Origin of the sequence: Streptomyces sp. NPDC021212, from assembly GCF_044332925.1 — a bacterium.
In the GTDB taxonomy this organism is placed as follows: Bacteria; Actinomycetota; Actinomycetes; order Streptomycetales; family Streptomycetaceae; genus Streptomyces.
In genome coordinates, this window is record NZ_JBIRPZ010000009.1 from 114,073 (window position 1) to 137,924 (window position 23,852).

21 protein-coding genes and 1 tRNA gene are annotated in these 23,852 nt (G+C 72.8%); 16 read left to right on the plus strand and 6 right to left on the minus strand.

Going from position 1 to position 23,852, the window contains the following annotated elements:
- Positions 1 to 8: 8 nt before the first annotated feature.
- Together ACH4SI_RS24550 and ACH4SI_RS24555 are read right to left on the minus strand one after the other, a co-directional pair.
- Positions 9 to 1,346: a sensor histidine kinase gene (locus tag ACH4SI_RS24550; protein WP_398299019.1), complete on the minus strand. Its 1,338-nt coding sequence runs from the start codon at positions 1,344 to 1,346 to the stop codon at positions 9 to 11.
- Between the two features lie 175 nt (positions 1,347 to 1,521).
- Entirely contained in the window at positions 1,522 to 2,748 is a 1,227-nt protein-coding gene (locus ACH4SI_RS24555; protein WP_398299021.1) for a sensor histidine kinase, read from the minus strand.
- 205 nt (positions 2,749 to 2,953) lie between these two features.
- Here ACH4SI_RS24555 and ACH4SI_RS24560 point away from each other — a divergent pair, with 205 nt between their 5' ends.
- The 12 genes from ACH4SI_RS24560 (at position 2,954) to ACH4SI_RS24615 (ending at position 14,514) form a co-directional block, all read left to right on the plus strand.
- Complete coding sequence (locus tag ACH4SI_RS24560) at positions 2,954 to 3,370, plus strand: NADH-quinone oxidoreductase subunit A (protein WP_361485025.1); 417 nt, start codon at positions 2,954 to 2,956, stop codon at positions 3,368 to 3,370.
- Entirely contained in the window at positions 3,361 to 3,966 is a 606-nt protein-coding gene (locus ACH4SI_RS24565) for an NADH-quinone oxidoreductase subunit B (protein ID WP_398299023.1), read from the plus strand. The genes ACH4SI_RS24560 and ACH4SI_RS24565 overlap by 10 nt, the downstream gene beginning before the upstream one ends.
- Positions 3,963 to 5,468, plus strand: a complete 1,506-nt coding sequence (locus ACH4SI_RS24570) for an NADH-quinone oxidoreductase subunit C (protein WP_398299025.1) — start codon at positions 3,963 to 3,965, stop codon at positions 5,466 to 5,468. Before ACH4SI_RS24565 ends, ACH4SI_RS24570 begins: the two co-directional genes overlap by 4 nt.
- The gene (locus tag ACH4SI_RS24575; RefSeq protein ID WP_398299027.1) at positions 5,465 to 6,430 is read left to right on the plus strand and encodes an NADH-quinone oxidoreductase subunit H; all 966 of its coding nucleotides are present in this window, start codon (positions 5,465 to 5,467) and stop codon (positions 6,428 to 6,430) included. Before ACH4SI_RS24570 ends, ACH4SI_RS24575 begins: the two co-directional genes overlap by 4 nt.
- A complete protein-coding gene (locus ACH4SI_RS24580) occupies positions 6,430 to 7,008 on the plus strand; it encodes a NuoI/complex I 23 kDa subunit family protein (protein WP_398299029.1) in 579 nt (192 codons plus the stop codon). Before ACH4SI_RS24575 ends, ACH4SI_RS24580 begins: the two co-directional genes overlap by 1 nt.
- Positions 7,005 to 7,577 (plus strand): NADH-quinone oxidoreductase subunit J, encoded by a 573-nt coding sequence (locus tag ACH4SI_RS24585; RefSeq protein WP_398299031.1) that lies wholly within the window; start codon positions 7,005 to 7,007, stop codon positions 7,575 to 7,577. The genes ACH4SI_RS24580 and ACH4SI_RS24585 overlap by 4 nt, the downstream gene beginning before the upstream one ends.
- Entirely contained in the window at positions 7,577 to 7,990 is a 414-nt protein-coding gene (gene nuoK / locus ACH4SI_RS24590; protein ID WP_398299033.1) for an NADH-quinone oxidoreductase subunit NuoK, read from the plus strand. The genes ACH4SI_RS24585 and nuoK overlap by 1 nt, the downstream gene beginning before the upstream one ends.
- Complete coding sequence (locus ACH4SI_RS24595) at positions 7,987 to 10,005, plus strand: NADH-quinone oxidoreductase subunit L (protein WP_398299035.1); 2,019 nt, start codon at positions 7,987 to 7,989, stop codon at positions 10,003 to 10,005. Before nuoK ends, ACH4SI_RS24595 begins: the two co-directional genes overlap by 4 nt.
- A 3-nt stretch (positions 10,006 to 10,008) precedes the next feature.
- Positions 10,009 to 11,595 carry a NuoM family protein gene (locus tag ACH4SI_RS24600; protein WP_398299037.1) on the plus strand — a complete coding sequence of 529 codons (1,587 nt, stop codon included), beginning with the start codon at positions 10,009 to 10,011 and terminating at the stop codon, positions 11,593 to 11,595.
- Positions 11,595 to 13,157 (plus strand): NADH-quinone oxidoreductase subunit N, encoded by a 1,563-nt coding sequence (locus ACH4SI_RS24605; RefSeq protein ID WP_398299039.1) that lies wholly within the window; start codon positions 11,595 to 11,597, stop codon positions 13,155 to 13,157. Before ACH4SI_RS24600 ends, ACH4SI_RS24605 begins: the two co-directional genes overlap by 1 nt.
- A 104-nt stretch (positions 13,158 to 13,261) precedes the next feature.
- Positions 13,262 to 14,125, plus strand: coding sequence for a zinc metalloprotease HtpX (gene htpX / locus ACH4SI_RS24610; protein WP_398299041.1), 864 nt, complete (start codon positions 13,262 to 13,264; stop codon positions 14,123 to 14,125).
- Complete coding sequence (locus tag ACH4SI_RS24615) at positions 14,122 to 14,514, plus strand: YccF domain-containing protein (RefSeq protein WP_398299043.1); 393 nt, start codon at positions 14,122 to 14,124, stop codon at positions 14,512 to 14,514. Before htpX ends, ACH4SI_RS24615 begins: the two co-directional genes overlap by 4 nt.
- On the opposite strand, the gene ACH4SI_RS24620 is transcribed toward ACH4SI_RS24615, so the two are convergent.
- Positions 14,515 to 15,759, minus strand: a complete 1,245-nt coding sequence (locus ACH4SI_RS24620) for a helix-turn-helix domain-containing protein (protein ID WP_398299045.1) — start codon at positions 15,757 to 15,759, stop codon at positions 14,515 to 14,517.
- A 115-nt stretch (positions 15,760 to 15,874) separates the two neighbouring features.
- Here ACH4SI_RS24620 and ACH4SI_RS24625 point away from each other — a divergent pair, with 115 nt between their 5' ends.
- Positions 15,875 to 16,234 (plus strand): hypothetical protein, encoded by a 360-nt coding sequence (locus ACH4SI_RS24625; protein ID WP_398299047.1) that lies wholly within the window; start codon positions 15,875 to 15,877, stop codon positions 16,232 to 16,234.
- A gap of 13 nt (positions 16,235 to 16,247) precedes the next feature.
- Here the strand turns inward: ACH4SI_RS24625 and ACH4SI_RS24630 are convergent, their stop codons facing one another.
- Complete coding sequence (locus ACH4SI_RS24630; protein ID WP_398299049.1) at positions 16,248 to 16,736, minus strand: YajQ family cyclic di-GMP-binding protein; 489 nt, start codon at positions 16,734 to 16,736, stop codon at positions 16,248 to 16,250.
- A 190-nt stretch (positions 16,737 to 16,926) separates the two neighbouring features.
- On the opposite strand from ACH4SI_RS24630, the gene ACH4SI_RS24635 reads away from it, so the two are divergent.
- The 3 genes from ACH4SI_RS24635 (at position 16,927) to ACH4SI_RS24645 (ending at position 18,629) form a co-directional block, all read left to right on the plus strand.
- Positions 16,927 to 17,008 (plus strand) — tRNA-Tyr (locus ACH4SI_RS24635).
- A 75-nt stretch (positions 17,009 to 17,083) separates the two neighbouring features.
- On the plus strand, positions 17,084 to 17,869 hold the full coding sequence (locus ACH4SI_RS24640; protein WP_398299051.1) for a GntR family transcriptional regulator: 786 nt from the start codon (positions 17,084 to 17,086) through the stop codon (positions 17,867 to 17,869).
- 1 nt (position 17,870) lies between these two features.
- Positions 17,871 to 18,629, plus strand: coding sequence for a glycosyltransferase family 2 protein (locus ACH4SI_RS24645; RefSeq protein ID WP_398299053.1), 759 nt, complete (start codon positions 17,871 to 17,873; stop codon positions 18,627 to 18,629).
- Between the two features lie 26 nt (positions 18,630 to 18,655).
- On the opposite strand, the gene ACH4SI_RS24650 is transcribed toward ACH4SI_RS24645, so the two are convergent.
- Together ACH4SI_RS24650 and ACH4SI_RS24655 are read right to left on the minus strand one after the other, a co-directional pair.
- Positions 18,656 to 19,579 carry an FkbM family methyltransferase gene (locus ACH4SI_RS24650; RefSeq protein ID WP_398299055.1) on the minus strand — a complete coding sequence of 308 codons (924 nt, stop codon included), beginning with the start codon at positions 19,577 to 19,579 and terminating at the stop codon, positions 18,656 to 18,658.
- A gap of 190 nt (positions 19,580 to 19,769) precedes the next feature.
- The gene (locus ACH4SI_RS24655) at positions 19,770 to 23,738 is read right to left on the minus strand and encodes a hypothetical protein (RefSeq protein ID WP_398299057.1); all 3,969 of its coding nucleotides are present in this window, start codon (positions 23,736 to 23,738) and stop codon (positions 19,770 to 19,772) included.
- Between the last annotated feature and the right edge of the window lie 114 nt (positions 23,739 to 23,852).

Here is a 23,852-nt window from a genome sequence, read left to right on the forward strand (position 1 = left end):
CGCCGCCGTCAGCGCCAGGGCAGCTCCACCGTCACCGACGTCGGTCCGCCGGGCGGGGAGTGGACGATCAGCACCCCGTCGACCGCCTCGATGCGCTCGGCAAGCCCCGCCAGCCCGCTGCCCCCGGCCGAGGTGGTGGCCCCGCCCCGCCCGTCGTCGCCGACCCGCAGCATCACCCGGCCCTCGGCGCGCCACACGTCGAGGTCGGCGGTGTGGGCTGCGCTGTGTTTGCTGATGTTCTGGAGGAGTTCGGAGACGGTGAAGTAGGCGATGCCTTCGATGGCGGGTGCGGGTCGCTGGGGTAGGTCGACGGTGACGGTGACGGGGACGGTGCAGCGGGCGGCGAGGGCGGAGAGGGCGGGGCCGAGTCCGCGGTCGGTGAGGATGGCGGGGTGGATGCCGCGGGCGAGGTCGCGGAGTTCTTGGAGGGCGAGTTTTACTTCGCCGTGGGCTTCGTCGACCATGCGGGCGGCTGCTTGGGGGTCTTCGTCGAGTTTTTCCTTGGCGAGGCCGAGGTCCATGGCGAGGGCGACGAGGCGGGCCTGGGCTCCGTCGTGGAGGTCGCGTTCGATGCGGCGCAGGTCGGCGGCGGCGGTGTCGACCACCGTGCCCCGGTCCGACTCCAGCTCCCACACCCGGGTCGCGAGCCGGGACGGGCCCAGCAGCCCGCTGACCAGCAGCCGGTCCACGGACGTCAGCGCCCGCATCACCCACGGGGTCGCCAGGAGGACCAGCACCCCGAGGACGCAGGCCGCGGCGACCTCGAACGGGGTGTCGAGGTAGAAGTGGCGCCCGCGCTCATCGTCCCCGAACAGCTCGATACCCGGCTGGTCGATGTACGAGGGGAAGACCCACCGCCACAGGGGATACGTCGCGAACCCCCAGCCGTAAGTGGCGAACACGATCGCCACGGTGAAGGCGAAGATCGCCCACGGCAGGTGCAGCAGCGCGTACAGGACGTGCCGCCACGAGGTGCCGCTCTTGAGCAGCGCGCCCACCCACGACACCGGCCCCCGCTTGCCGCCGGCCGCGCGGACCGGCTCCGGCTCGGCCACCTCCAGCCCCAGCAGCGCGCGGGCGCGGGCCCGCTCCACGACCCCGATCCCCCGGCAGCCCGCGAGGGCGGCGCCGAGCACCGGAACGCCGAGGAAGGTGATCAGGAGCCCCGCGCCGAGGGAGAGCATGACGACCGCGTAGGTGAAGGTCAGGAGCGACACCGGCAGGCTGATCACCAGATAGAGGAACTCGCGCCGGACGCGGCCCTCGAACGGCGCGCGCAGTGCGGGCGGCACCAGGCCGCGCCGGGGTTCGCTCCCCGGCCCGTACGGTCCGTATGCGGTGGCCATCTCGTCGTCCGTCCTCCCGAACCGAAGCCGGCGCCCGGCTTGTCCGCTGTCGTCGTCTTGCCGTCGTCTTGTCGTCGTCTCGTCGTCGTCAACCAGAGTCGCCGGGCGCGGCGGGCCGGGCCATGAAGCGGGTCGGCGTCTTCGCCCGGGGGCTAACCCCACCCCCGGCGCGGCCTCACAGCGACTTGCGGGTGGACACCGTGCGGCGGGGGACTCCGCCCGTACGGCTCGTGCCGTCGCGGTCGCGCCACGGCAACTCGGCGTCCACCGAGGTCGGGCCGCCGGGCGGGGAGTCCACCACGAACCGGCCGTCGACCGCCTCGATGCGCTCGGCCAGCCCCGCCAACCCGCTGCCCCCGTCGCGGGACGCGCCGCCGTGCCCGTCGTCCCGCACCCGGATCAGCAGCCGGCCGCCCAACCGGGACAGGCTCACCGACGCGGTGTGGGCTGCGCTGTGTTTGCTGATGTTCTGGAGGAGTTCGGAGACGGTGAAGTAGGCGATGCCTTCGATGGCGGGTGCGGGTCGCTGGGGTAGGTCGACGGTGACGGTGACGGGGACGGTGCAGCGGGCGGCGAGGGCGGAGAGGGCGGGGCCGAGTCCGCGGTCGGTGAGGATGGCGGGGTGGATGCCGCGGGCGAGGTCGCGGAGTTCTTGGAGGGCGAGTTTTACTTCGCCGTGGGCTTCGTCGACCATGCGGGCGGCTGCTTGGGGGTCTTCGTCGAGTTTTTCCTTGGCGAGGCCGAGGTCCATGGCGAGGGCGACGAGGCGGGCTTGGGCTCCGTCGTGGAGGTCGCGTTCGATGCGGCGCAGGTCGGCGGCGGCGGTGTCGACCACCGTGCCCCGGTCCGACTCCAGCTCCGCTATCCGCCGCTCCAGCCCGTCCGACGGCGACAGCAGCCCGCGCACCATCACCCGGTCGACGTTGGTCAGCCCCCGGGCGATCCAGGGCAGCACCGGCCAGGCGATGAACAGCGAGGTCAGCGCCACGACGAAGGTGAGGACGCCCCAGGGCAGCCGGATGGCGGCGTAGAGCGTGGCCCGCCAGCCCACCGGATCCCGCAGGCTCCGCCACAGCCAGCTGAAGAACCCGTCGTCCAGCCCGCGCGGCATCCGGCTGGGCTCGTCCACGTGCAGCGCCAGCAGCGCACGGGCGCGACGCCGCTCGGACCGGGCGAGCAGTCGGCTGCCCAGCAGCCCCACGGCCAGCACCGGCAGGCCCCCGATCGTGACCGCCATGCCCACGCCCACGCCCAGCCACATCAGGGCGTAGACGAAGCCGAGGACGCCCATCGGCAGATTGACCAGGAGATGGGCGATCTCCTTCCACGTCTGCGCGGGATAGGCGAAGGCGGGCGGGCGCGGCAGTCTCTCGTCGCGCTCCACGGGGGAACTGGAGGTCATGGCACCAAAGCCTGCCGCGCCCCGGCGGGCCGCGCCATGGGGTACATCGCCGGGCGCGAGTAGGGCTAGCCCCACCCGCCCCGCAGGCCGCATGCCGGACGGGCGGATCGCTCTACCACCGGTAGGGCCTAGACTCCGGTGCGTACGGATCGTCGAACACACGAGGTCGACGAGCAGCAGGCAGGACAGGGAGCGAGGGGCGGACGTGCCGGAGGCGACGACCGTACGCGCGGCCAGTGGCGTCCCGCTCGCGGCCGACTACTTCCACGCCTATACGGTGGTGGGCCTGGTCGCGGCGGTCGGGGTGATCTTCGTCGCCGTGGCCTTCGGGGCAGGGCGGCTGCTGCGGCCGGTGGTGCCGACGCCCGAGAAACTGCTGACGTACGAGTGCGGTGTGGACCCCGTGGGCGAGAGCTGGGCACACACCCAGGTCCGCTACTACGTCTACGCTTTTCTGTACGTGATTTTCGCGGTGGACTCGATCTTCCTCTTTCCCTGGGCGACGGTCTTCGCCGCGCCCGGTTTCGGCGCCGCCACCCTGGTGGAGATGTTCATCTTCCTCGGATTTCTCGCCGTAGGTCTGCTGTACGCATGGAAGAAGGGCGTCCTGGAATGGACGTGACACCGACCCCCGCGCAGGCTCCCGTGGATCTCCCGGAGCCGCGCCGCCTCGGCCCGCTCGCCCGGCTGGCGCCTGAACCGATGAAGGTGGTCCTGAACTGGGGCCGCCGCTACAGCCTGTGGGTCTTCAACTTCGGGCTCGCCTGCTGCGCGATCGAGTTCATCGCCGCCTCGATGGCCCGCCACGACTTCATCCGGCTCGGTGTGATCCCCTTCGCGCCCGGACCGCGCCAGGCCGACCTCATGGTCGTCTCCGGCACCGTCACCGACAAGATGGCGCCGGCGGTCAAGCGGCTCTACGAGCAGATGCCGGAACCGAAGTACGTGATCTCCTTCGGCGCCTGCTCGAACTGCGGCGGCCCCTACTGGGACTCGTACGCCGTGACCAAGGGCGTCGACCAGATCATCCCCGTCGATGTGTACGTCCCCGGCTGCCCGCCCCGCCCCGAGGCGCTGCTCCAGGGGATCCTCAAGCTCCAGGAGAAGATCGCCCGCGAGTCGCTGGGGGAGCGGTACGCGACGAAGGGCCGCCCGTCCACGGCCGCGCTGCGGAGCGGCCTGGTCGCGCCCCCGGCGGCCGGGGAGGACGCGCGATGACCGAGCCTGTGGGCTGGCTGCCGAGTTCCCCCACCGCACTGTTCGGCGAGGGCGCCACGGCCGAGGAGGCGTACGGCCTGCTCACCGTCGACGTGCCCGCCGATGCCTGGATCACGGCGCTGGAGACGGCCCGCGACACCCTCGGCTGCACCTACTTCGACTGGCTGAGCGCGGTGGACGAGCCCGGCACCGGTTTCCGGGTGGCCGCGCACGTCGCCGCCCTCGCCCCGGGCGCCGCCATACGCCGGTTGCTGGTCCGCACCACCGTGCCGCACGACGCGGCCACGCTGCCCACCGCCGTGGGCGTCTACGCGGGCGCGGCCTGGCACGAACGCGAGACCCACGAGATGTTCGGGGTCGGCTTCAGCGGCCACCCCGGCCTTGCGCCGCTGCTGCTGCCCGACAACTTCGAGGGCCACCCGCTGCGCAAGGACTTCGTGCTGGCGGCCCGGGTCGCCAAGGCCTGGCCGGGCGCGAAGGAGCCGGGGGAGTCCGACCACGGCGGCCCCAAGCGGCGCCAGATGCTTCCCCCGGGCGTGCCCGACCCCAACGAATGGGGCCCGCTCAAGGGCCAGCTCCCGCCCGCCCCCGCCCGCCCGGCCCGCGGCGCCCGAGCGGCAGGCGACCGCCCGACCCGCCGCACCCGCACCGCGGCGGCGGGCTCGGCAACCCAGTCCGGCGAGGCCGCCGAGCCGAAGCCCACAGGCGCGGCCCCGGCCGAGCGCCGTGCGCGCAGCGCGTCGGCGGGCTCGGCGAGCCAGCGCGCGGCGGCTGAGACGACGGCGGATGTGGAGCCGACCTCTGCCGAGCGCCCGGCCCGCCGTGCGGGCGAGGGCTCGACCGGCCAGCAGGCTTCGGCGGCTGCCGATGCGGCGCTGACGGAGACCGAGGCACAGCCCGCGGCCCCGGCGGAGAGCCCGGCGGGCGAGGACTCGGCCGGCCAGCAGGCCGCAGAGGCTGCCGAGCCGGCGGCGACGCCGGATTACCCGGCAGCCGAGCGCCCCGCGCGCCGTACGCGCAGCGCATCGGCGGGCTCGGCGAATCAACAGGCTTCGGCTGCCGAGCCGACACCGTCGGAGCAGGCCCCCGCGCCCGAGGGCGACGGCGCCACGTCCGGTGATGCGCATTCCGGTACCCATGCCTCGGGCTCGACCCCGGCTGAGCGCCCGGCCCGCCGTGCCCGCAGCGCGAGCGACGGCTCGGCGAGCCAACAGGCGTCCGCCGACGCGCAGTCCGGCGCGACGACGCCCGACGCGTCGGCCCCGGAGACCGAGCGCCCCACGCGGCGGCCCCGCTCGTCCGACGCCCCCTGGCATCACGCGCGCCCGGCGTACGGCGACGACACGGTGCAGTCCGGCCCCGCGCCGGAGGCCCCCGCGGACGACGGCCAATCCGGCACGCCGCAGCAGGACGCCCCGGAGCGACCGGAAGCCGACCAACGCGGCACAGAGAAACCCGACGAGACGACCCACCCCGACGGCCCACCAGGAGGCACCGCGTGAACGACGTCCTCGACGTCGCGCTGCGACTGCTCGTCCTCCTCGTCGCGTTCCTGGTCCTCCCGCTGCTCGTCGGTCAGACCGAGCACAAGGTCATGGCCCATATGCAGGGCCGCCTCGGGCCGATGTACGCGGGCGGCTTCCACGGGTGGGCTCAGCTGGTCGCGGACGGCGTGAAGTTCGCGCAGAAGGAGGACGTGGTTCCGGCCGGGGCCGACCGGCGGATCTTCCAGCTCGCGCCCGCCGTCGCGCTGCTGCCGTATCTGCTGGTCCTGGTCGCGATCCCGGTCGGTCCTGGCGGCGGCGCGGTCGGACAGGTCATCGACGCGGGCATCTTCTTCGTGCTCGCGGTGATGGGCGTCGGCGTACTGGGCTCGCTGATGGCGGGCTGGGCCTCGGCCAATAAGTTCTCCCTGCTCGGGGGGTTGCGGACGGCCGCCCAGCTCATGGCGTACGAGCTGCCGATGCTGCTCACCGCCGCGTCGGTGGCGATGGCCGCGGGCACGGTGTCGCTGCCGGGCATCCTCGACGCGTTCCAGTGGTGGTGGGTGCCGTGGCAGATCGTCGGCGGGCTGGTGTTCTTCACCGCCGGGCTGGCCGAGCTGCAGCGGCCGCCGTTCGACGCCCCGGTGGCCGACTCCGAGATCATCTTCGGTGCGTACACCGAGTACACCGGGCTGCGCTTCGCGCTCTTCCTGCTGGCCGAGTACGCGGGCATCGTCATCCTGTGCGGGCTGACCACCGTCCTGTTCCTCGGCGGGTGGCACGGCCCGAACTCCGGCGACATCGGCTGGCTGTGGACGCTGCTCAAGACGGCCGTCCTCGCCTTCGTCGTGATCTGGCTGCGGGTGAGCTATCCGCGGCTGCGCGAGGACCAGTTGCAGAAGCTCGCCTGGACCTGCCTCATTCCGCTCTCGCTGGCCCAGATCGCCCTCACCGGCGTCGTCAAGGTGGTGATCTCCTGATGGGTATTCCCGGCTCCGGCCTGGCCAAGGGCCTGGCCGTCACCCTGCGCACGATGACCCGCAAGTCGCACACCGCGCAGTATCCGGAGGTCCAGCCCGAACTGCCGCCCCGGACCCGCGGGGTGATCGGGCTGTTCGAGGAGAACTGCACGGTCTGCATGCTGTGCGCGCGCGAGTGCCCGGACTGGTGCATCTACATCGACTCGCACAAGGAGACGGTGCCCCCGGCGGCGCCGGGCGGGCGCGAGCGCAGCCGCAATGTGCTGGATCGGTTCGCCATCGACTTCGCCCTGTGCATGTACTGCGGTATCTGCATCGAGGTGTGTCCTTTCGACGCGCTGTTCTGGTCGCCGGAGTTCGAGTACGCGGAGGAGGACATCCGCGACCTCACCCATGAGCGGGACAAGCTCCGCGAATGGATGTGGACGGTGCCCGCGCCGCCCGCGCTCGACCTGGCCGCCGAGGAGCCCAAGGAGATCGCCGCCGCCCGCAAGGCCGCCGAGAAGGCCGCCGCGGCCGAAGCGGCCGAAGCCGCAAAGGCAGCCGAGCCCGACGGGCAGAACGGGGCCGCCTCGTGAGCGCCGCGGTCCAGCTGGCCGCCACCGGCCACGGGTTCCTGTCGCCCACCGGCGTCGAGATCGCCTTCCTCCTGGTGGGTATCGCGACGTTCGGCGCGGCCGTCATCACCGTCACCACCAAGCAGCTGGTGCACGCCGCGCTGTGGCTGGTGGTGGCGCTCGGCGGGCTCGCCGTGGAATACCTGCTGCTCACCGCGGAGTTCATCGCCTGGGTGCAGGTGCTGATCTACGTCGGCTCCGTCGTCGTCCTCCTCCTCTTCGGGCTGATGCTGACCAAGGCGCCCATCGGCCGCTCCCCCGACGCCGATTCGGGCAACCGCCCGGCCGCCCTCGCGGTGGCCGTCGCCGCCGCGGCCGCGCTGGTGTGGGTGGTCGTGGACGCCTTCCGGGCCACCTGGATCGACCTGGACAAGGGCGTACAGGGCTCCACCGCCGTCTCCGGTGAGAGCCTGTTCCGCTACTGGGTGCTGCCGTTCGAGGCGCTGTCCGTGCTGCTGCTCGCCGCGCTCGTCGGCGCGATCGTGCTGTCCCGCAAGCAGGTCGACAAGAAGGTCGAGGTGAAGCGCTGATGCACCTCGCCTACCCCGCCGTGCTCGCCGTCCTCCTCTTCTGCACCGGCCTCTACGGCGTCCTGGCCCGCCGCAACGCGATCCTGGTGCTGATGTCGGTCGAGCTGATGCTCAACGCCGTCAACCTCAACCTCGTCGCCTTCGACGTCTGGCTCCGCGACACCCTGCACGCGGGCCAGGCGCTCACCCTGTTCACTATCGCCATCGCCGCCGCCGAGATCGGCATCGGTCTCGCCATCGTCCTGCTCGTCCACCGCAACCGGGGCACCTCCGACGTCGACCGGCTCCGGGACCTGGCCGACCCCCCGACGACCGGCCAGGTTCCCACGGACGACAGCGACGACAGCATGGCAGCCGCCACTGACAACGGCCCCGACACCGAGGCATCTCCCGCCCGGAGGCAGACCGCGTGACGACCACGACCGCCGCCGTTCTCGTCCCGCTCCTGCCCTTTCTCGGTGCCGCCGCGGGGCTTCTGCTGGGCCGTCGCGCCCCCGGCTTCGTACGCCCCCTCGCCATCCTGCCCACCCTCGCCGCGACCGTGCTCGCCGTCCTCGTCGCCGTACGGCAGGGCGGCGGCGAGGGGGCAGGGAAGGCGCCGCTGACCGTCGCCACCCGGCTCGCCGACACCGGCTCGGTCCCGATCGACCTCGCGCTGCACATCGACGGGTTCGCCGCCCTGGTCGCGGTCCTCGTCGGCGTCGTCGCGTGCTGTGTGCAGATCTACTCGACCGGCTATCTGCGGGACGACCCCCGCTACCCCTCGTACGCCGCGCTCGTCTCCCTCTTCACCGCCGCGATGCTCCTCGTCGTCTACTCCGACGACCTGATCGTGCTGCTCGTCGGCTGGGAGATCATGGGCATCTGCTCGTACTTCCTGGTCGGCCACTACTGGGAGACCGCGGCCGCCCGGTCCGCCTCCCTCAAGGCGTTCCTCGTCACCAAGCTCGGCGACGTCCCGTTCCTGATCGGCATCTTCGCGCTCGCCGGGGACACCGGCACGTTCCGCATCAGCGAGATCTACGCCCGGCTCACCGCCACCACCTCCGGCATCCCGCTGGACCACCCCACCCTGATCGCGCTGCTGCTGCTGGCCGGGGTCGCGGGCAAGTCGGCCCAGTTCCCGCTGCACACCTGGCTGCCGGACGCGATGGCGGGCCCCACCCCGGTGTCCGCGCTGATCCACGCGGCCACCATGGTCGCCGCGGGTGTCTACTTCATCGCCCGGCTGCTGCCCGTCTTCGCCTCCTCCGCCGCCGCGCTCGCCGTCCTGGCCATCATGGCGGCGATCACCATGGTCGGTTCGGCGCTCGCCGCGCTCGCCCAGGACGACATCAAACGCGTCCTCGCCTACTCGACCGTCGGCCAGCTCGGCTACATGACCGGCGCGCTGGCCGTCGACGACCGCGGCGCGGCCGTCTTCCACCTCATCAGCCACGGCGCGTTCAAGGCGCTGCTCTTCCTCGGCGCGGGCGTGATCATCCACGCGGCCGGGACGAACTCCCTCGCCGCCATGTCCCGGATGACCGGCCTCGCGAAGCGCATCCCCGACGCCTACTGGACCGTCACGGTCGCGCTGCTCGCGCTCGCCGCCATCCCGCCGTTCGCGGGCTTCTTCTCCAAGGAAGCCGTCCTCGGTGCCGCCGAGCACGCCGCCACCGGCCACACCGCGGCCGTGCCCACGGGCGTCGGCTGGACCGTGTTCGCCGCGGGGCTGCTCACCGCGCTGCTCACCGCCGCGTACGCGGGCCGCCTGTGGCTGCTCGCCTTCCGCGGCAAGGGCGAGCAGGCTCCCGACCACGGCAAGCAGCCCGTCGCCCTCAACGTCGTCCTGTGGGTGCTCTTCCTCCCCACCGTCGCCCTCGGGCTGACCTACGGCACCCTCCCCGACTGGTTCGACGGCGGCACCCTCACCCCGACCCTCACCACCTCCGTCCTCGGCACAGGGGCCGCCCTCATCGGCGTGCTCGTCATGTACGCCGCCTGGCGGCACACCTCGGCGCGGGCCGCCCGCGTACCGCTGGGCGCCGTGGCCGCCCACCCGGACGCCGCCGACGCCGTCTCCGAGGTCGAGGCCATCGCCACCCACGAGGCCGCCTACGGCTCCATCGCCGGGGCCACCGACCCCGCGGACCCCGGCCGCCTCCTCCTCGGCCCCCTCCACCGCCACGCGGCAGCCGGCTTCCACCTCGACGCCGTCTACCACGCCCTGTTCGTCCGCCCCGTGCGCGCCGCCGCCACCCTCGTCCGCTTCCTCGACGGCGAGGTCGTCGAGGCTTACGTACGTGGCGTGGCCGGCGCCCCCCGCCTGCTCGGCGCGGCCGTCCGCCGCGCCCAGAACGGCAATGTGCAGACCTACCTCGGCGCGCTGCTCGCGGGCTCCCTCGTCCTGGCCGTGGCCGCCGTCCTCGTCGCAGCGGGAGCCTGACCCGTGAACCACACCGCCCTGCAATACCTCCTCGCGGCCGTCGTCGTGCTCCCCCTGCTCGGCTCCGTCGCCGCCCTGCTCCCGGCCCCGCCCGGCCTGAAAGGCCGCGACCCGGAGCAGGCCGTGCTGCGCCACGGCGTCACCGTCTCCGGCGCCGTGCTCGCCGCCGCCATCGCGCTCGCCGCCGGCTTCGACCACGGCCGCCCGGCCGCGATGCAGGCCCAGACCGACATCAGCTGGATCCCGGCGCTGAACATCCGCGTCCACCTCGGCGTGGACGGCGTCTCGCTGCCCCTGCTCGTCCTGACCGCCTTGCTGACGTTCCTGTGCGCGCTCTACACGTACAAGAACATGCCCGCCGGAGGCTCGGCGAAAGGCTTCGTCTCGCTGCTCCTCCTCCTGGAGTGCGGCACCCTGGCCAGCTTCGCGGTCCTCGACCTGATGCTGTTCTTCCTGGCGTTCGAGATGACGCTCATCCCGATGTACTTCCTCATCCACCGGTGGGGCGGCGCCGGACGGGAGCGCGGCGCCTGGCGGTTCATCCTCTACACGCTGCTCGGCTCCGTCGTCATGCTGCTGGGCCTCCTCCTCATCGGGGTCAAGGGCGGCACCTTCGACATGGTGGCACTCGCCTCCGACAATGGGTCGGGGCTGAGCCACACCACCCAGCTCATCGCGGCCCTCGCCATCATCGTCGGACTCGCCGTCAAGGCCCCGATGTGGCCGCTGCACAGCTGGCTGCCGGACGCCCACACCGCCGCGCCCACCGTCGGCTCGGTCCTCCTCGCGGGCGTCCTGCTCAAGATGGGCACGTACGGACTGGTCCGCATCGTGCTGCCGATGGTCCCCGAGGGCGCGCACACCTTCGCCCCCTACCTCGCGGCCTTCGCCGTCGTCGGCATCATCTACGGATCGCTCGCCTGCCTCGCCCTTGCACGCTCCGGCGCGGGCGGCGACCTCAAGCGGCTCATCGCCTACTCCTCCGTCGGCCACATGGGCTTCGTGCTGCTGGGCATCGCGACCCTCACCCCCACCGGGGTGAACGGCGCGCTGTTCGCCAACATCGCCCACGGCCTCATCACCGGCCTGCTCTTCTTCCTGGTCGGCGCCCTCAAGGACCGCTCCGGCACCACCGACCTGGACCAGCTCTCCGGCGCCAGCGGTGCCGCGCTCTACGGCAGGGCGCCGCGCCTGGGCGGGCTGCTCGCCTTCGGCGCCGTCGCCTCCCTCGGGCTGCCCGGACTCGCCGGGTTCTGGGGCGAGATGCTCGCCATGTTCGGCGCGTTCGAACCCGCCGACGGGCTCAGCCGCCCGGCGTACCTCACCTACATGGCGCTCGCCGGCTTCGGCACCCTGCTGACCGCCGCCTACATGCTCATCGTCGTACGGCGCGTCTGCATGGGCGACCACCCCGTGGAACCCGGGGCCGAACACGGCGCCGCCCGGCCCGCCCTGGCCGACGTCCACGGCCACGAATTCGCCGCCTGGAGCCCCCTGGTGGCCCTCACCGTCCTCGCCGGACTGTGGCCCGCGGCCCTCCTCGGCCTCACCGACCCGGCCGTGCAGCAGCTCCTCGCGGGAGGCAACTGATGACACCCCTCGCCTCTGGTCTCGCCGCGGGCCTCGTCCAGTCCGTCGACTGGCCCGCCGTCGCCCCGCCCACCATCGCCGCCGTGGCCGGCCTCGCCGTCCTCGTCGCCGACCTCTTCCTGCCCGAGCGCCGGAAGCCCCTGCTGGGCTGGCTGGCCATGGCGGGCCTCGTCCTGGCCGGGCTCAGCCTGCTGCCCCTGCTCCACGACGACCGCTCCACCTTCTGCCTGGGCTCCGGCGCCCCCGCGTGCAGCTACACGGCCGACGGCTTCACCCTCGTCATCCAGTTCCTGGTGCTCGGCGGGGCGCTGCTCACCGCGCTGCTGTCCATCAGTGGCATCCAGGACCTGAAACTCCCCGCGGGCGAGTTCTGGTTCCTGCTGCTGTCGTCCGCCTCCGGCGCCGCGCTGCTGCCCGCCTCCCGGGACCTCGCGACCCTCGTCGTCGCCCTGGAGGTGGCCTCCCTCCCCGCCTTCGCGCTCGTCGGGCTGCGCCGGGGGAGCCGGCTCTCCTCCGAGGCCGCCCTGAAATTCTTCCTCTCCTCGGTCACCGCGACCGCCGTCATGCTGCTCGGCGTCAGCTTCGTCTACGCCGCCACCGGCAGCCTGCACCTGTCGCGGATCGCCGACGGCCTCACCCATGTGGACCCGCGGCTCGACACGCTCGCGCAGACGGGCGTGGTCCTCACCCTGGTCGGCTTCGCCTTCAAGACCGCCGCCGTGCCCTTCCACTTCTGGGTCCCGGACACCTACGTCGGCGCGCCCATCCCGGTCGCCGCCTACCTCTCCGTCGTCGGCAAGGCGGTCGGCTTCTCCGGCCTCATCCTGGTGACCCTCCTTGCCTTCCCGTCCTACGACGACGTGTGGGGCCCGGCCGTCGCCGTCCTCGCCGCCCTCACCATGACCGCGGGCAACGTCGCCGCGCTGCGCCAGCGCCCCGAGCGCGCGCACAGCGCCGTCCGCCTGCTGGCCTGGTCCTCCGTCGGCCAGGCGGGCTATCTGCTGGTCCCGATCGCGGCCGCCGGATACGCGGGCTCGGCCGACGACGCCGCCCACGCCATCGGCTCGACCGTCGCGTACGCCCTCATGTACGCGGCCGTCAACCTGGGCGCCTTCGCGGTCGTCGCCCTCGTCGCCCGTACGAACGCCACCGGCCGCATCACCGACTACCGCGGCCTGTACGCCGCCCGCCCGGCCGCCGCCCTCGCCCTCGGCTTCTTCCTGCTGTGCCTGGCCGGGCTGCCGCCGGGCGTCATCGGGCTCTTCGCCAAGGTGACCGTCTTCCAGACGGCCATCCACGCGGGGCTCGGCTGGCTGGCCGTCGTCATGGCGGTGAACGTGGTGATCGCCCTCTACTACTACCTCCAGTGGACGGCGATCCTCTTCCGCGCACCGGAACCCGCACCGGAACTCGCCCCGGCGACCGCGGGCGTGGCATCCGTCACCCCGGTGGCGGCCACCGCCCCCCTGACGACCGCCATCGGACTCGCCGCCGTCCTCGGCATCGCCCTGTCCGGCGCCCCTCAGCTCGTCCTGCGGTTCGCCTCCGGCGTCCTGCTGTAGGACCGCCCGCGGTGCACATCGGTGCACAAGGGAACTAGTGCCCCTCACCTGGCGTTGACCAGTTCAGGGACGGTTCCCCTGCGGCATTTTTGGGAGGGCGTACAGTGCACCGCCGGCACAACGGGCTGAGGACCGCCGTACTCCTCGGGGGACTCTCCGCGCTCATCATCGTCATCGGCAGCTTCTTCGGCCGGATGGGGCTGATCATCGCGGTCTTCGTCGCCCTGGGGACGAACGCGTACGCCTACTGGAACAGCGACAAGCTCGCCCTGCGGGCGATGCGGGCGCGGCCCGTCAGCGAGTTCGAGGCGCCGGGGCTCTACCGGATGGTGCGCGAGCTTTCCACGGCCGCCCGCCAGCCCATGCCGCGCCTCTACATCTCCCCGACCGAGGCCCCCAACGCCTTCGCGACCGGCCGCAACCCGCGCAAGGCGGCCGTCTGCTGCACCGACGGCATCCTGCGGCTGCTGGACGAGCGCGAGCTGCGCGGGGTCATCGGCCACGAGCTGAGCCATGTCTACAACCGCGACATCCTCATCTCCTCCATCGCCGGCGCGCTCGCCAGCGTGGTGGTGTTCCTGGTCAACTTCGCCTGGCTGATCCCCGTCGGCCGGTCCGACGACGACGAGGGCCCCGGCTTCGTCGGGATGCTGCTGATCATGTTCCTCGGCCCGCTCGCGGCCTCCATCATCCAGCTCGCCGTCAGCCGCTCCCGCGAATACGAGGCGGACGCGTCCGGAGCCCAGCTCACCGGCGACCCCCTGGCCCTCGCCAGCGCCCTGCGTAAGCTGGAAGCGGGCACGCAAGCGCTGCCGCTCCCCCCGGAACCCCGGCTTGAGACCGCCAGCCATATGATGATCGCGAACCCGTTCGGGGCGGGCGGCGGCATGTCCAAGCTCTTCTCCACGCACCCGCCCATGCGGGAGCGCATCGCACGACTTGAAAAGATGGCGGGGGAGCTACCGTGAAGACCATTCTGAACATCATCTGGCTCGTGCTCAGCGGCTTCTGGCTGGCCTGTGGCTATGTCCTGGCCGGTCTGCTGCTGTGCATCACCATCATCGGCATCCCCTTCGGGATCGCCTCGTTCCGCATCGCCGGCTATGCCCTGTGGCCCTTCGGCCGCATGGCCGTCCCGCGCCGCGACGCGGGCGCCGCCTCCTGCGTGGGCAACGTCCTGTGGATCATCCTCGCCGGCTGGTGGCTCGCCCTCGGCCACATCGTCACCGGCGTCCTGCTGTGCGTGACGATCATCGGTATCCCGCTGGGCATCGCCAACTTCAAGCTGATCCCGATCTCCCTGACCCCCCTCGGCCACGACATCGTCCCCACGGACCGCCCCTTCGTCGGGCGTTGATTATCCGGCGAGCAGCCGTCCGTGCTCGTCGAGCAGGTCGCGCACCTCGGGTACGTCCTCGAAGTCGCGCAGCCGGCGCAGGACGACGCGGGAACGCTCGGCAGCCCGCTCACTGGCCACCTCGGCGGATGCCGTGACGACGAGCCGGGCCTCGGCGGCGGCCTGTTCCGGCTCGTTCGCGTCCGCGAGGGCGACCGCCAGCCATGAGCGGTACAGGGCGACCTCCCGCGCGTGGGTGGCGTCGTACCGGGCCAGCACATCAGTGAGGAGCGGCACGGCGCGCAGCGGGCGCCGCAGCTCGGTGAACACCCGGGCGTCCATCACCTCCAGCTCCGCACGGCTGACCCAGTAGGCCCACAGTGGTGCGTCGGCGCCGCCGTCCGCCGACAGGGCGTCGTGCGCCGCGCCGAGTGCCCGGATGGCGGGCTGCGCTTCCCCGGCGCGGGTGTGCGCCCAGGCGACGCGGTCGAGGAACAGCGCCCTGGCCTTGGCGGGTGCGTCCGGGCCCGCCTCCTCGACGGCCGCGAGCGCGAGACCCAGGCCCTCACGCTCCCGCCCGGTGTTGCTCAACTGGTAGGCGAGGCTGCCCGCGAGCTGGGCCACGAGTGGCCCGTCGCCCGCCTGCCGCGCGGCCGAGATGCCAATGGTGTAGGCACGGCTCGCCTGCTCGTGGTGTCCGGCGTCGCTCGCGATCCACCCCGCGATCTGAGCCAGCTCGCCGATCTGTGCCAGCAGCGCCCTGCCCACGTCCTCGGCGTGGTTCGTCTCCCGGTAGAGCCGTACGGCCGACCCCAGGTCACGGAAGGCGGGGCCGATCAGGTCGCCCCCCGCCAGGACATCGTCGGCCAGTCGCAGCCCATGCACGCGCGCCGCGAGGCGGGCCACCGTCCCGGCGCCGATACGCCGACCGGACCGTGCCCCGAGCGGCGCCAGCGGGTCGTCCGGGGGCAGCAGCTCGGCCAGGGAAGCTGACGGTCCGCCCGGGGCGGTGTCCGTCTCGCCCCGGGCGTAGGCGGCGGCCCGTTCCAGCTCGCCCACCGACACACCGAGCGCCTGCGCCAGGGCGGGAAGCCACGCATCGGGCACCCGTGCGCCCCGCTCCCACCGGGAGATCTCGTGCCGCGTGACGGAACCCAGCCCCGACAGCGCACACAGCCGCTCCGCCAACTGCCGCTGGCTCCGCCCGGTGGCCCGTCGCAGGCGTGCGAGATAGCTGCCGAACCACGTACGCCGGTCATCGCTCATCCTGGCCCCCTCCCCGTCCCAGTCTGGCCCCTCCCAGGCCCCCTGGGCGGCTCCTCCGTGAGGTCAACGGAGCCACTTCGATGGAGTCACGTACCCACGACGGAAGCAGAGCACCATGCCGGACCGCACCGCCCGCGACATCGAACCGCCGCTACGCCTACTGCCCTGGACGACCCCGGACGGCAAACCCTGCTACCTCTCCTCCGGCGACGCCGGCAGCCGGTTGAACCGGCGGGCGGACGAGGTCGAGGCGGTGCAGCTGAACATGGGGACGGAGCTGCTGGCCCACGCCCGCGCCCTGCTGGACGACCGCAAGACGCACGCCGGGGAACTCCGTTACCTGGCGCACCGGCTGACCGAAGCCCTCCGCGACGCGCTGCGGATCGCCGAGAGCCGGGGCGAACGGCTGGTCGCCGACGACGGGGGTGCCGGACACGCGGACGCCGGGGCCCCGCGAGGCCCCGGCGTGCCGTAACCCGGCGCAACCGCTACCGGTAGTTGACGAACTGGATCGCGAAGTCCAGGTCCTTGCCCTTCAGCAGCGCGATCACGGACTGGAGGTCGTCCCGGCTCTTCGAGGTGACCCGCAGCTCTTCGCCCTGCACCTGCGCCTTGACGCCCTTCGGGCCCTCATCGCGGATGATCTTGGCGACCTTCTTCGCGTTGTCCTGCGAGATGCCCTCCTGGAGCGACGCGAAGATCTTGTACTCCTTGCCGGACGCCTGCGGCTCACCCGCGTCGAGCGCCTTCAGCGAGATCCCGCGCTTGACCAGCTTGGACTGGAAGACGTCGAGGATCGCCTTCACTCGCTCCTCGGAGTTCGCGCGCATCTCGATCCGCTCGCCCGACCACTCGATCGAGGCCCCGACGTTCTTGAAGTCGTAGCGCTGGGAGATCTCGCGGCTCGCCTGGTTGAGCGCGTTGTCGACCTCCTGCCGCTCGACCTTCGAGACGATGTCGAAACTGGAGTCGGCCATCTTGAGTTGGCTCCTCGTACGTAGATCCGTCAGTGGCACGGCCCAGCGGACCGTAGGCGCCAGCCTAGCCATCCCGGTCATGATCCAGAGGCGATCAACCGGGTGGCGGACCACCCCCCGGCATCAGGTATTGTTTACGTCGTTGCCAGGGAGCAGCGCCGCGCAAGCGGGGCACCTGGCGCACATCCCAGGCGGTGTGCCCGAGTGGCCAATGGGAGCGGACTGTAAATCCGTCGGCTTAGCCTACCCAGGTTCGAATCCTGGCGCCGCCACGCTGGGAAAACGGCCCCCGAGCTGCGATTACGCGGCCGGGGGCCGTTGTCGTCCCCAGGACTTAACCTGAAACCGTGCCCAGGTACGAGCAGATCGCCGACGCGCTGCGGCACGGCATCCGCACCGGCCGGCTCCACCCGGGGGAGCGGCTGCCCGCCGAGGACAGGCTTGCCGCCCGGTACCGGACCAGCGTGCCGACGCTGCAGCGGGCGCTGTCCGAGCTGGTGGCCGAGGGGCTGATCGACAAGCGGCACGGGGTCGGGACGTTCGTGCGTACGCCGCGACGGCGCGTCGAGCGGAGCAACGAGCGGCACCAGTGGGAGAAGAACCGGGCGCGCCGGCCCAGGGCCGAGCGCCTGCGGACCGGGTCCACGGAGCATGACACCGGGCTGGACGTGTCCGACCTCGCCTTCCACGCCGAGTACCGCGAGGCGAAGGCCGACGAGGACCTGGCGGGGGTCTTCGGGGTGCCCGTGGGGACGCGGCTGCTGGAGCGGGTGTACCGCACCAACTGCCGTGCGGAGGACGCCCCGTTCGCGCTGGTGCACTCGTATCTCGTGCACGACGTCGTCGCTGCCGACCCCGATCTGCTCGACGCCGCCAACGAGCCCTGGCCCGGGGGCACGCAGCACCAGCTCTACACGATCGGTATCGAGCTGGACCGCGTGGAGGAACGGATCACGGCCCGCCCGCCGACGGCGGAGGAGGCCGGCGCGCTCGGCCTGGGGAAGGGCGTCTCGCTGATTCTCCTCCGGAAGATCTGCGTCGACACCGACGACCGGGTGGTCGAGGTCTCGGACGTACGGCTGCCCGGTGACCGAACGGAACTCGTTTTCGTCACGCCCCTGACAAGGTGGTGACATGCCGAACATCATCACGGTCATCACCGCGGTCCACGCCCCGGGCGCCGGGCATCTGCCGGACGCGTACGCCTCGTTGTGCCAGCAGGAGCTGCCGGACGGCTGGGAGTGGCAGTGGGTCGTCCAGGAGGACGGCGAGACCGACGCCGTACGCCCGTACGTCCCCCACGACGACCGGATCAGCTTCGGCCAGGGCCGGGCCGGGCGGGCGGCCATGGCCCGCACGATGGGGCTCTCCCGCGCCGAGGGCAGTTACGTGAAGGTGCTGGACGCCGACGACATGCTCACCCCCGGGGCCCTCGCCCGCGACCTGCGCGCGCTCGACGGGAACCCGGGGCTCGGCTGGGCCACCTCGCGCGCCCTGGACCTGCTGCCCGACGGCTCCACCGTCGGCTTCGAGGGCGACCCGCCGCAGGGCCCGATCGCGCGCGGCGCCCTCCTCGACCACTGGAAGGCCCACGACCACCGCGCCCAGGTCCACCCGGCGACCCTGTTCGTCCGCCGCGACCTGCTCCTCGCCCTCGGCGGCTGGATGGCCCTGCCCGCCTCCGAGGACACCGGACTGCTGATGGCCCTCAGCGCGGTCAGCCGCGGCTGGTTCACCGCCGAGACGGGCCTCCTCTACCGCAAGTGGCCCGGCCAGGTCACCGCCCATGCCTCCCACGCCGACGCGGCCGAGCGCGAGGCCCGCTTCACGGTCGTGGAGGCCCGGGCCCGCGTCCTGGCGGCGATGGACGGCTGGCGCTACGAGGGCGCCTGACCGGCGCCGCGGTCAGGGCGCCGCGGTCAGGGCAAGGTCTCGGCGTCGACACGGGAGAAGACCAGGTCGCTCTCCGTAGCGACGGGGCCATGCCACCGGCGTGGGACCCGTGCGGGGCCGTGGACCGCGGCGGGGTAGGTGCCTGCCGCGTAGTCGTTGGCCAGGTGGTAGGTGTGGAAGCCGTGCTTCCGCAGGGCTTCCAGCAGCTCCTCGACGGATTCGCCCAGGTCGGCCATCCGCTCCGGGGTGACCTCGATGGTCAGCTCGGCGTCGGGGCGCAGGGCGGGGAGCAGGGGGAGGAGGCCGCGGACCACGCCGCCTTCCGCGCCCTCGACGTCGATCTTGATGACCCTGGCCCGGGCGATCTCGTCCTCGGTGAGGAGGTCGGGCAGCGGCCGGGCCGCGATGTCGAAGGTGGACTCGGCCGGGCCGTCATAGGGGACGATGCTGTTCGCGCCCATGTTGCGCGAGCTGGCGAGGATGAAGGTCAGCAGCTCGTCGCGGTCGGAGACGGCGGCGTTGAGGGCGCGGATGTTGGTGCAGGCGTTGCGCCGGGCGTGCCGCAGGAGCAGCTGGTGGAACGTCGGCGAGGCTTCGACCGCCACCACGCTCCCACCGGGCCCGACGAGGCGGGAGGCGAGGACGCTGTAGTAGCCGATGTTGGCGCCGACGTCCACGAACACGTCGCCGGGCCGCAGCCTGCGCTGGAGCCAGCGCGTCATGTGCGGTTCCCAGACGCCGAAGAGGTACAGGTACCGCTGGATGAGGTCCTGGGTGTCGACGGCGAAGGTGGCGCCGAAGCGGGTGCGGGCCAGGCGGTGCAGGGGGCGGTCCCGCAGGGCGGCGTTCAGGTGCCGCTCGACCAGGGTCCGCTTTCCGGCGCTCCAGGGCGCGTGGCGGACGTAGGCGCGGCCGAGGTCCAGGGCGGCCTGGCCGAGCCACAGCTTCACGGGAGACCTCCGGCTCGGCGCCGGGCGGTGCGGACCGCCGGTGCGCAGGCAAGCGCCCGATCGCTGGCGACGGGGGATGCACCAGCGATCGGGCTGTTCCCAAGCGTAACGCGCCTGCCCGCGTCAGGGTGCCGACTGGTTGGAATGAACGCGGAGTTGTGATCGTGATCACGCATCGGGGCCCCTTTCCTTAAGCTCCGCACGGGGGCTCGTACGACATTCGGGGCAGATACTCGTGCCACTTCTCCGGCGTCAGGACGCCCTCGGTCATCGAGCAGACGCGACGGATGGCCTTGTCGACGTCCAGGTCCCACAGCCGGACCGTATCGGCGCCGGTCGACACTCCGAGCATGTGGCTCTGGGGACTGAACGACAGGAAGTTGCCGGTCTTGGCGTTGGGGCTCATCGACTGGCCGATGGCGTCGGCCTTGGACGGGACGGAGATGTCCCAGAGCCGGACCGCGTTGTCGTTGCCGCCGCTGGCCAGCGTGGTGCCGTCCCGGCTGAGCGTGAGCGAGACGATGGAGTCGGTGTGGCCGGTGAGCGGGCGGCCCAGCCGGGTCGCCCTGCGGGGATCGGCGACGTTCCAGAGCCGGACCGTGTTGTCGTCGCTGCCGCTGGCCAGGGTGCGGCCGTCCGGGCTGTAGGCGAGCGCGTTGACGGGGCCGAGGTGTCCCGTGAGCGGCTCGCCCAGCGGTACGGCGTGACGCCGGTCGGCCACCTTCCACAGCCGGATGGTGTTGTCCGCGCTGCCGCTGGCCAGGGTGCGGCCGTCCGGGCTGAAGAGGAGGGCGTTGACGTAGCCCTTGTGGCCGGTGAGCGGCGCGCCGAGCGGACGGACGTGGGACGGGTCGCTGACGTCCCACAGCCGGATGGTGCGGTCGTCGTACACGGTGGCCAGGGTGCGCCCGTCCGGGGTGAAGGCCATCGCGCCCGCGAACCGGGTCCGCAGGTCGATGGGCGGCCCGGCGGGGCGGGGACGGGCCGGATCGCTGACATCCCACAGCCGTGCCGTGGCGACCCCGGTCATCGCCGCGAAGATGCGGCCGTCCGGGGAGAACGTCGGCTCCCGCACCGAGCCCTTCCCCATGCTGAACGGCTTGCCCATCGGCACCGGCCGCCCGCGCTTCGCCACCTTCCACATCCGGACCTTCTCGTCGCGGGCCGCCGTGGCGAGCACCTTCCCGTCCGGGCGGAACGCCCCGACCCGGCCGATCATGTCCGACGTCGGGATCGACCACAGGCGGACCGTGTTGTCACCGCTCCCGGTGGCCAGCGTCCGGCCGTCGGGGCTGAAGCCCAGGGCGTACATCTCGCCGCTGGCCCCCGCGAGCGGCTCGCCGACCTGCGACGGATACGCCGGGTCCTGGACGTTCCACAGGCTCGCCGTGCTGTCCTGGCTGGCGGCGGCGAGCATGTTGCCGTCCGGGCTGAAGGACACCGACCAGATCGGGCCGGTGTGGCCGGTGAGCGGCGCGCCCAGCGGCTCCGCGTGGCGTCGATCGCCGACATCCCACAGCCGGATCGTGTTGTCCGCGGCGCCGCTGGCGAGGGTGCGGCCGTCCGGGCTGAACGCCACGGAGTGCACCAGGTCCGTGTGGCCGGTCAGCGCCTTGCCCAGCCGCTTCGGATGACGCGGATCGGCCATGTCCCACAGCCTGATCATGCCGTCGTCGCCACCGCCCGCGAGCGTCCGGCCGTCGGGGCTGAACGCCACGGAGCGCACGGCGGCGGTGGGGCCGTTCAGCGTGCCGAGCGACTTCGGCCGCCCCCGCTCGGCCATGTCCCACAGGCGGACGTGACGGTCCTCGGTGGCGGCCGCCAGGGTGCGCCCGTCCGGGCTGAAGGCGAGCAGGTAGATCGTGCCGTCATGGCCGGACAGCGGCCCGCCGAGCGGCCGCGGACGGCTCGGGTCCGTCACGTCCCACAGGCGGACCGTGCCGTCGTCGCCGGCGCTGGCGAGGGTGCGGCCGTCCGGGCTGAAGACCGCGCTGCTCACCCAGCTGGTGTGGCCGGTGAGGGGCTTGCCCAGCGGCTTGGGGCGCGTGGGGTCGCTGGTGTCCCAGAGCCGGACGGTCCGGTCGTAGGCGGCGGTGGCCAGGGTCCGCCCGTCCGGGCTGAACGAGGTGAGGTAGACGGCGCCGGTGTGGCCGAGCAGCGGGGTGGCCAGCGGCGCGTTCACGATCGAGATCAGCCGGTTCCTCGTGGCCTCGTCGTCCGGCCGCAGCCGGTGGGCCACCAGGGCGAGCTGGGCGGACAGCGACGGATCCCGGTACTCGAAGCGGTCCGCTTCGGTGACCACCTGTTCGAACACCGCGTCGTCCCGCTGCTGCCACGCCACCACCGCCGCGCCGACGGCCACCACCGCCAGGACGACCAGGGCCGCCACCGCGCCCCGGCTGAGCCAGATGATGCGCTTGCGCAGCCGCACCGAGGCGGCCAGGAACTCCACCGCGCTGGGCGCCAGCAGGGTGTCACCGGCGGACTTCGCCCAGGTGTGGGCCTGCTCCAGCCGGGAGCCCCGGTAGAGCAGGGACGGGTCGCGGTTCATGCCCTCCCAGGCCCGGCCGTCCTCCTCCAGGCGCTGGCGCAGCAGATGGTCGTTCCGGCCCTCGTCGATCCAGTCGCGCAGCCGGGGCCAGGCGTGCAGCAGCGCCTCGTGGGTGATCTCCACGGTCTCCGCGTCGAGGGTCACCAGGCGGGCGCGGACCAGCGCTTCGAGCGATTCCTGCGTCTTGCCGGGTTCCGTCGACTCCTCCGACAGCTGGCGCCGCGTCCCCCGCCTGCGGGTGGCCTGGGTGTCCTCGCCGAGCCGGACCAGCCGGAGGAGGAGCAGCCGGGCGGCCGTGCGCGCCGCGGGGTCCAGGCTGGTCCAGGCCCGTTCGGCCGTCGCGGCCACCGCGCCCTGGATGCCGCCCGCCGCGCGGTAGCCGGCCAGGGTCAGCCGTCCCGCCTTGCGGCGCTGCCAGGTGGCGAGCAGGGCGTGGGAGAGGAGCGGCAGCACCCCCGCGTCATGGGTACCGCGGGGGCCGTCGGCGCTCACCTCGCGGACGATCAGCTCCGCGAGACCGGGTTCGAGTTCCAGCCCGACGGCCTTGGCCGGGCCCGTCACCGCCTCGCGCAGCTCGGCGACGGTCAGCGGGCCGAGCACCATGTGGCGGTGCTGGAGCGCGTCGGCCAGCTCGGGGTGGGCCAGGCACTGTTCGTAGAAGTCGGCGCGGATGCCGAGGACGACGAGGACGGGTGCCGGGTCACCGGAGGCGGAGGGCGAGCACGCGGCGTGCAGCAGCCGGACGAACGTACGCCGGTCCGCCTCGTCGGTGCCGAGGGTGAACGCCTCCTCGAACTGGTCCACGATGACGACCGGGCGCCCGGCGGAGCCGGACGCCCACGCCGTGACGGCCTCCCGTACCGCGTCCGCCTCCCCCTCGGTACCGGCGACGTCCGCGAGCTGGGGTATCCGGCGGATCAGCTCCGCGAGCGGGTCGCCGCCCGGCGCGAGCTGGAGCACCTCGCGCGCCCCGCCGTCCCCGTCGCCCAGCGCGCCGTGCTCCAGCGCGGGCACCAGCCCGGCGTTCAGCAGGGAGGACTTCCCCGCGCCCGAGGCGCCCACGAGCATGACCAGGCCGCCCGTCTTCTCCGCCGCGCGCAGCTGGGCGACGAGCGCCTCCGTGCTCCGCTCCCGGCCGAAGAACCACCGGGCGTCCTGCTGCCGGTACGCGGCCAGCCCCCGGTAGGGGCACACCGCGCCGGGGACGGCCGGGGTGCCGGCCGGGGGCTGCTCCTCCTCGTCCGGGGCCGCCGGGGGGCGCTCGCCGACCGGGTCGGCCACCGCGCGCTCCCAGAGGCGCTGCCACTGGGCCATGTCGTACAGGCCGGTGGACACCGGCGCGGGCCGCAGCCGCCGTGCGTCGGGGATCAGTACGTGCAGCACCGCCGCGAGGGCCGCGAACTGAGCGGGTACGTTCCTGGCCCGCCGCCAGTCGCTGATCCGCTGGGCGGACACCCGTACGGGGCGCCCCCGTTCGTCGACCCGCTGAAGCCGGACGACCGCCTCGGCCACGCTCTTGAGGGGAGGGTTGCCGGCCTCCCGGTAGAGCAGAGCGAGGCGTTCCGCGAACGCCGTGCGTACCCCTGAGTCGGAACTCAAGGTCTCCACTCCTTACTTCCCCCGCGCCTGGACATCCGGACCGGAAAAGTCACTTTATACGGATGACCTGCGACGAAGCCCTCGGCCCCGAACCGGAACCTCCTCGGAGGCACGCACAGCTGG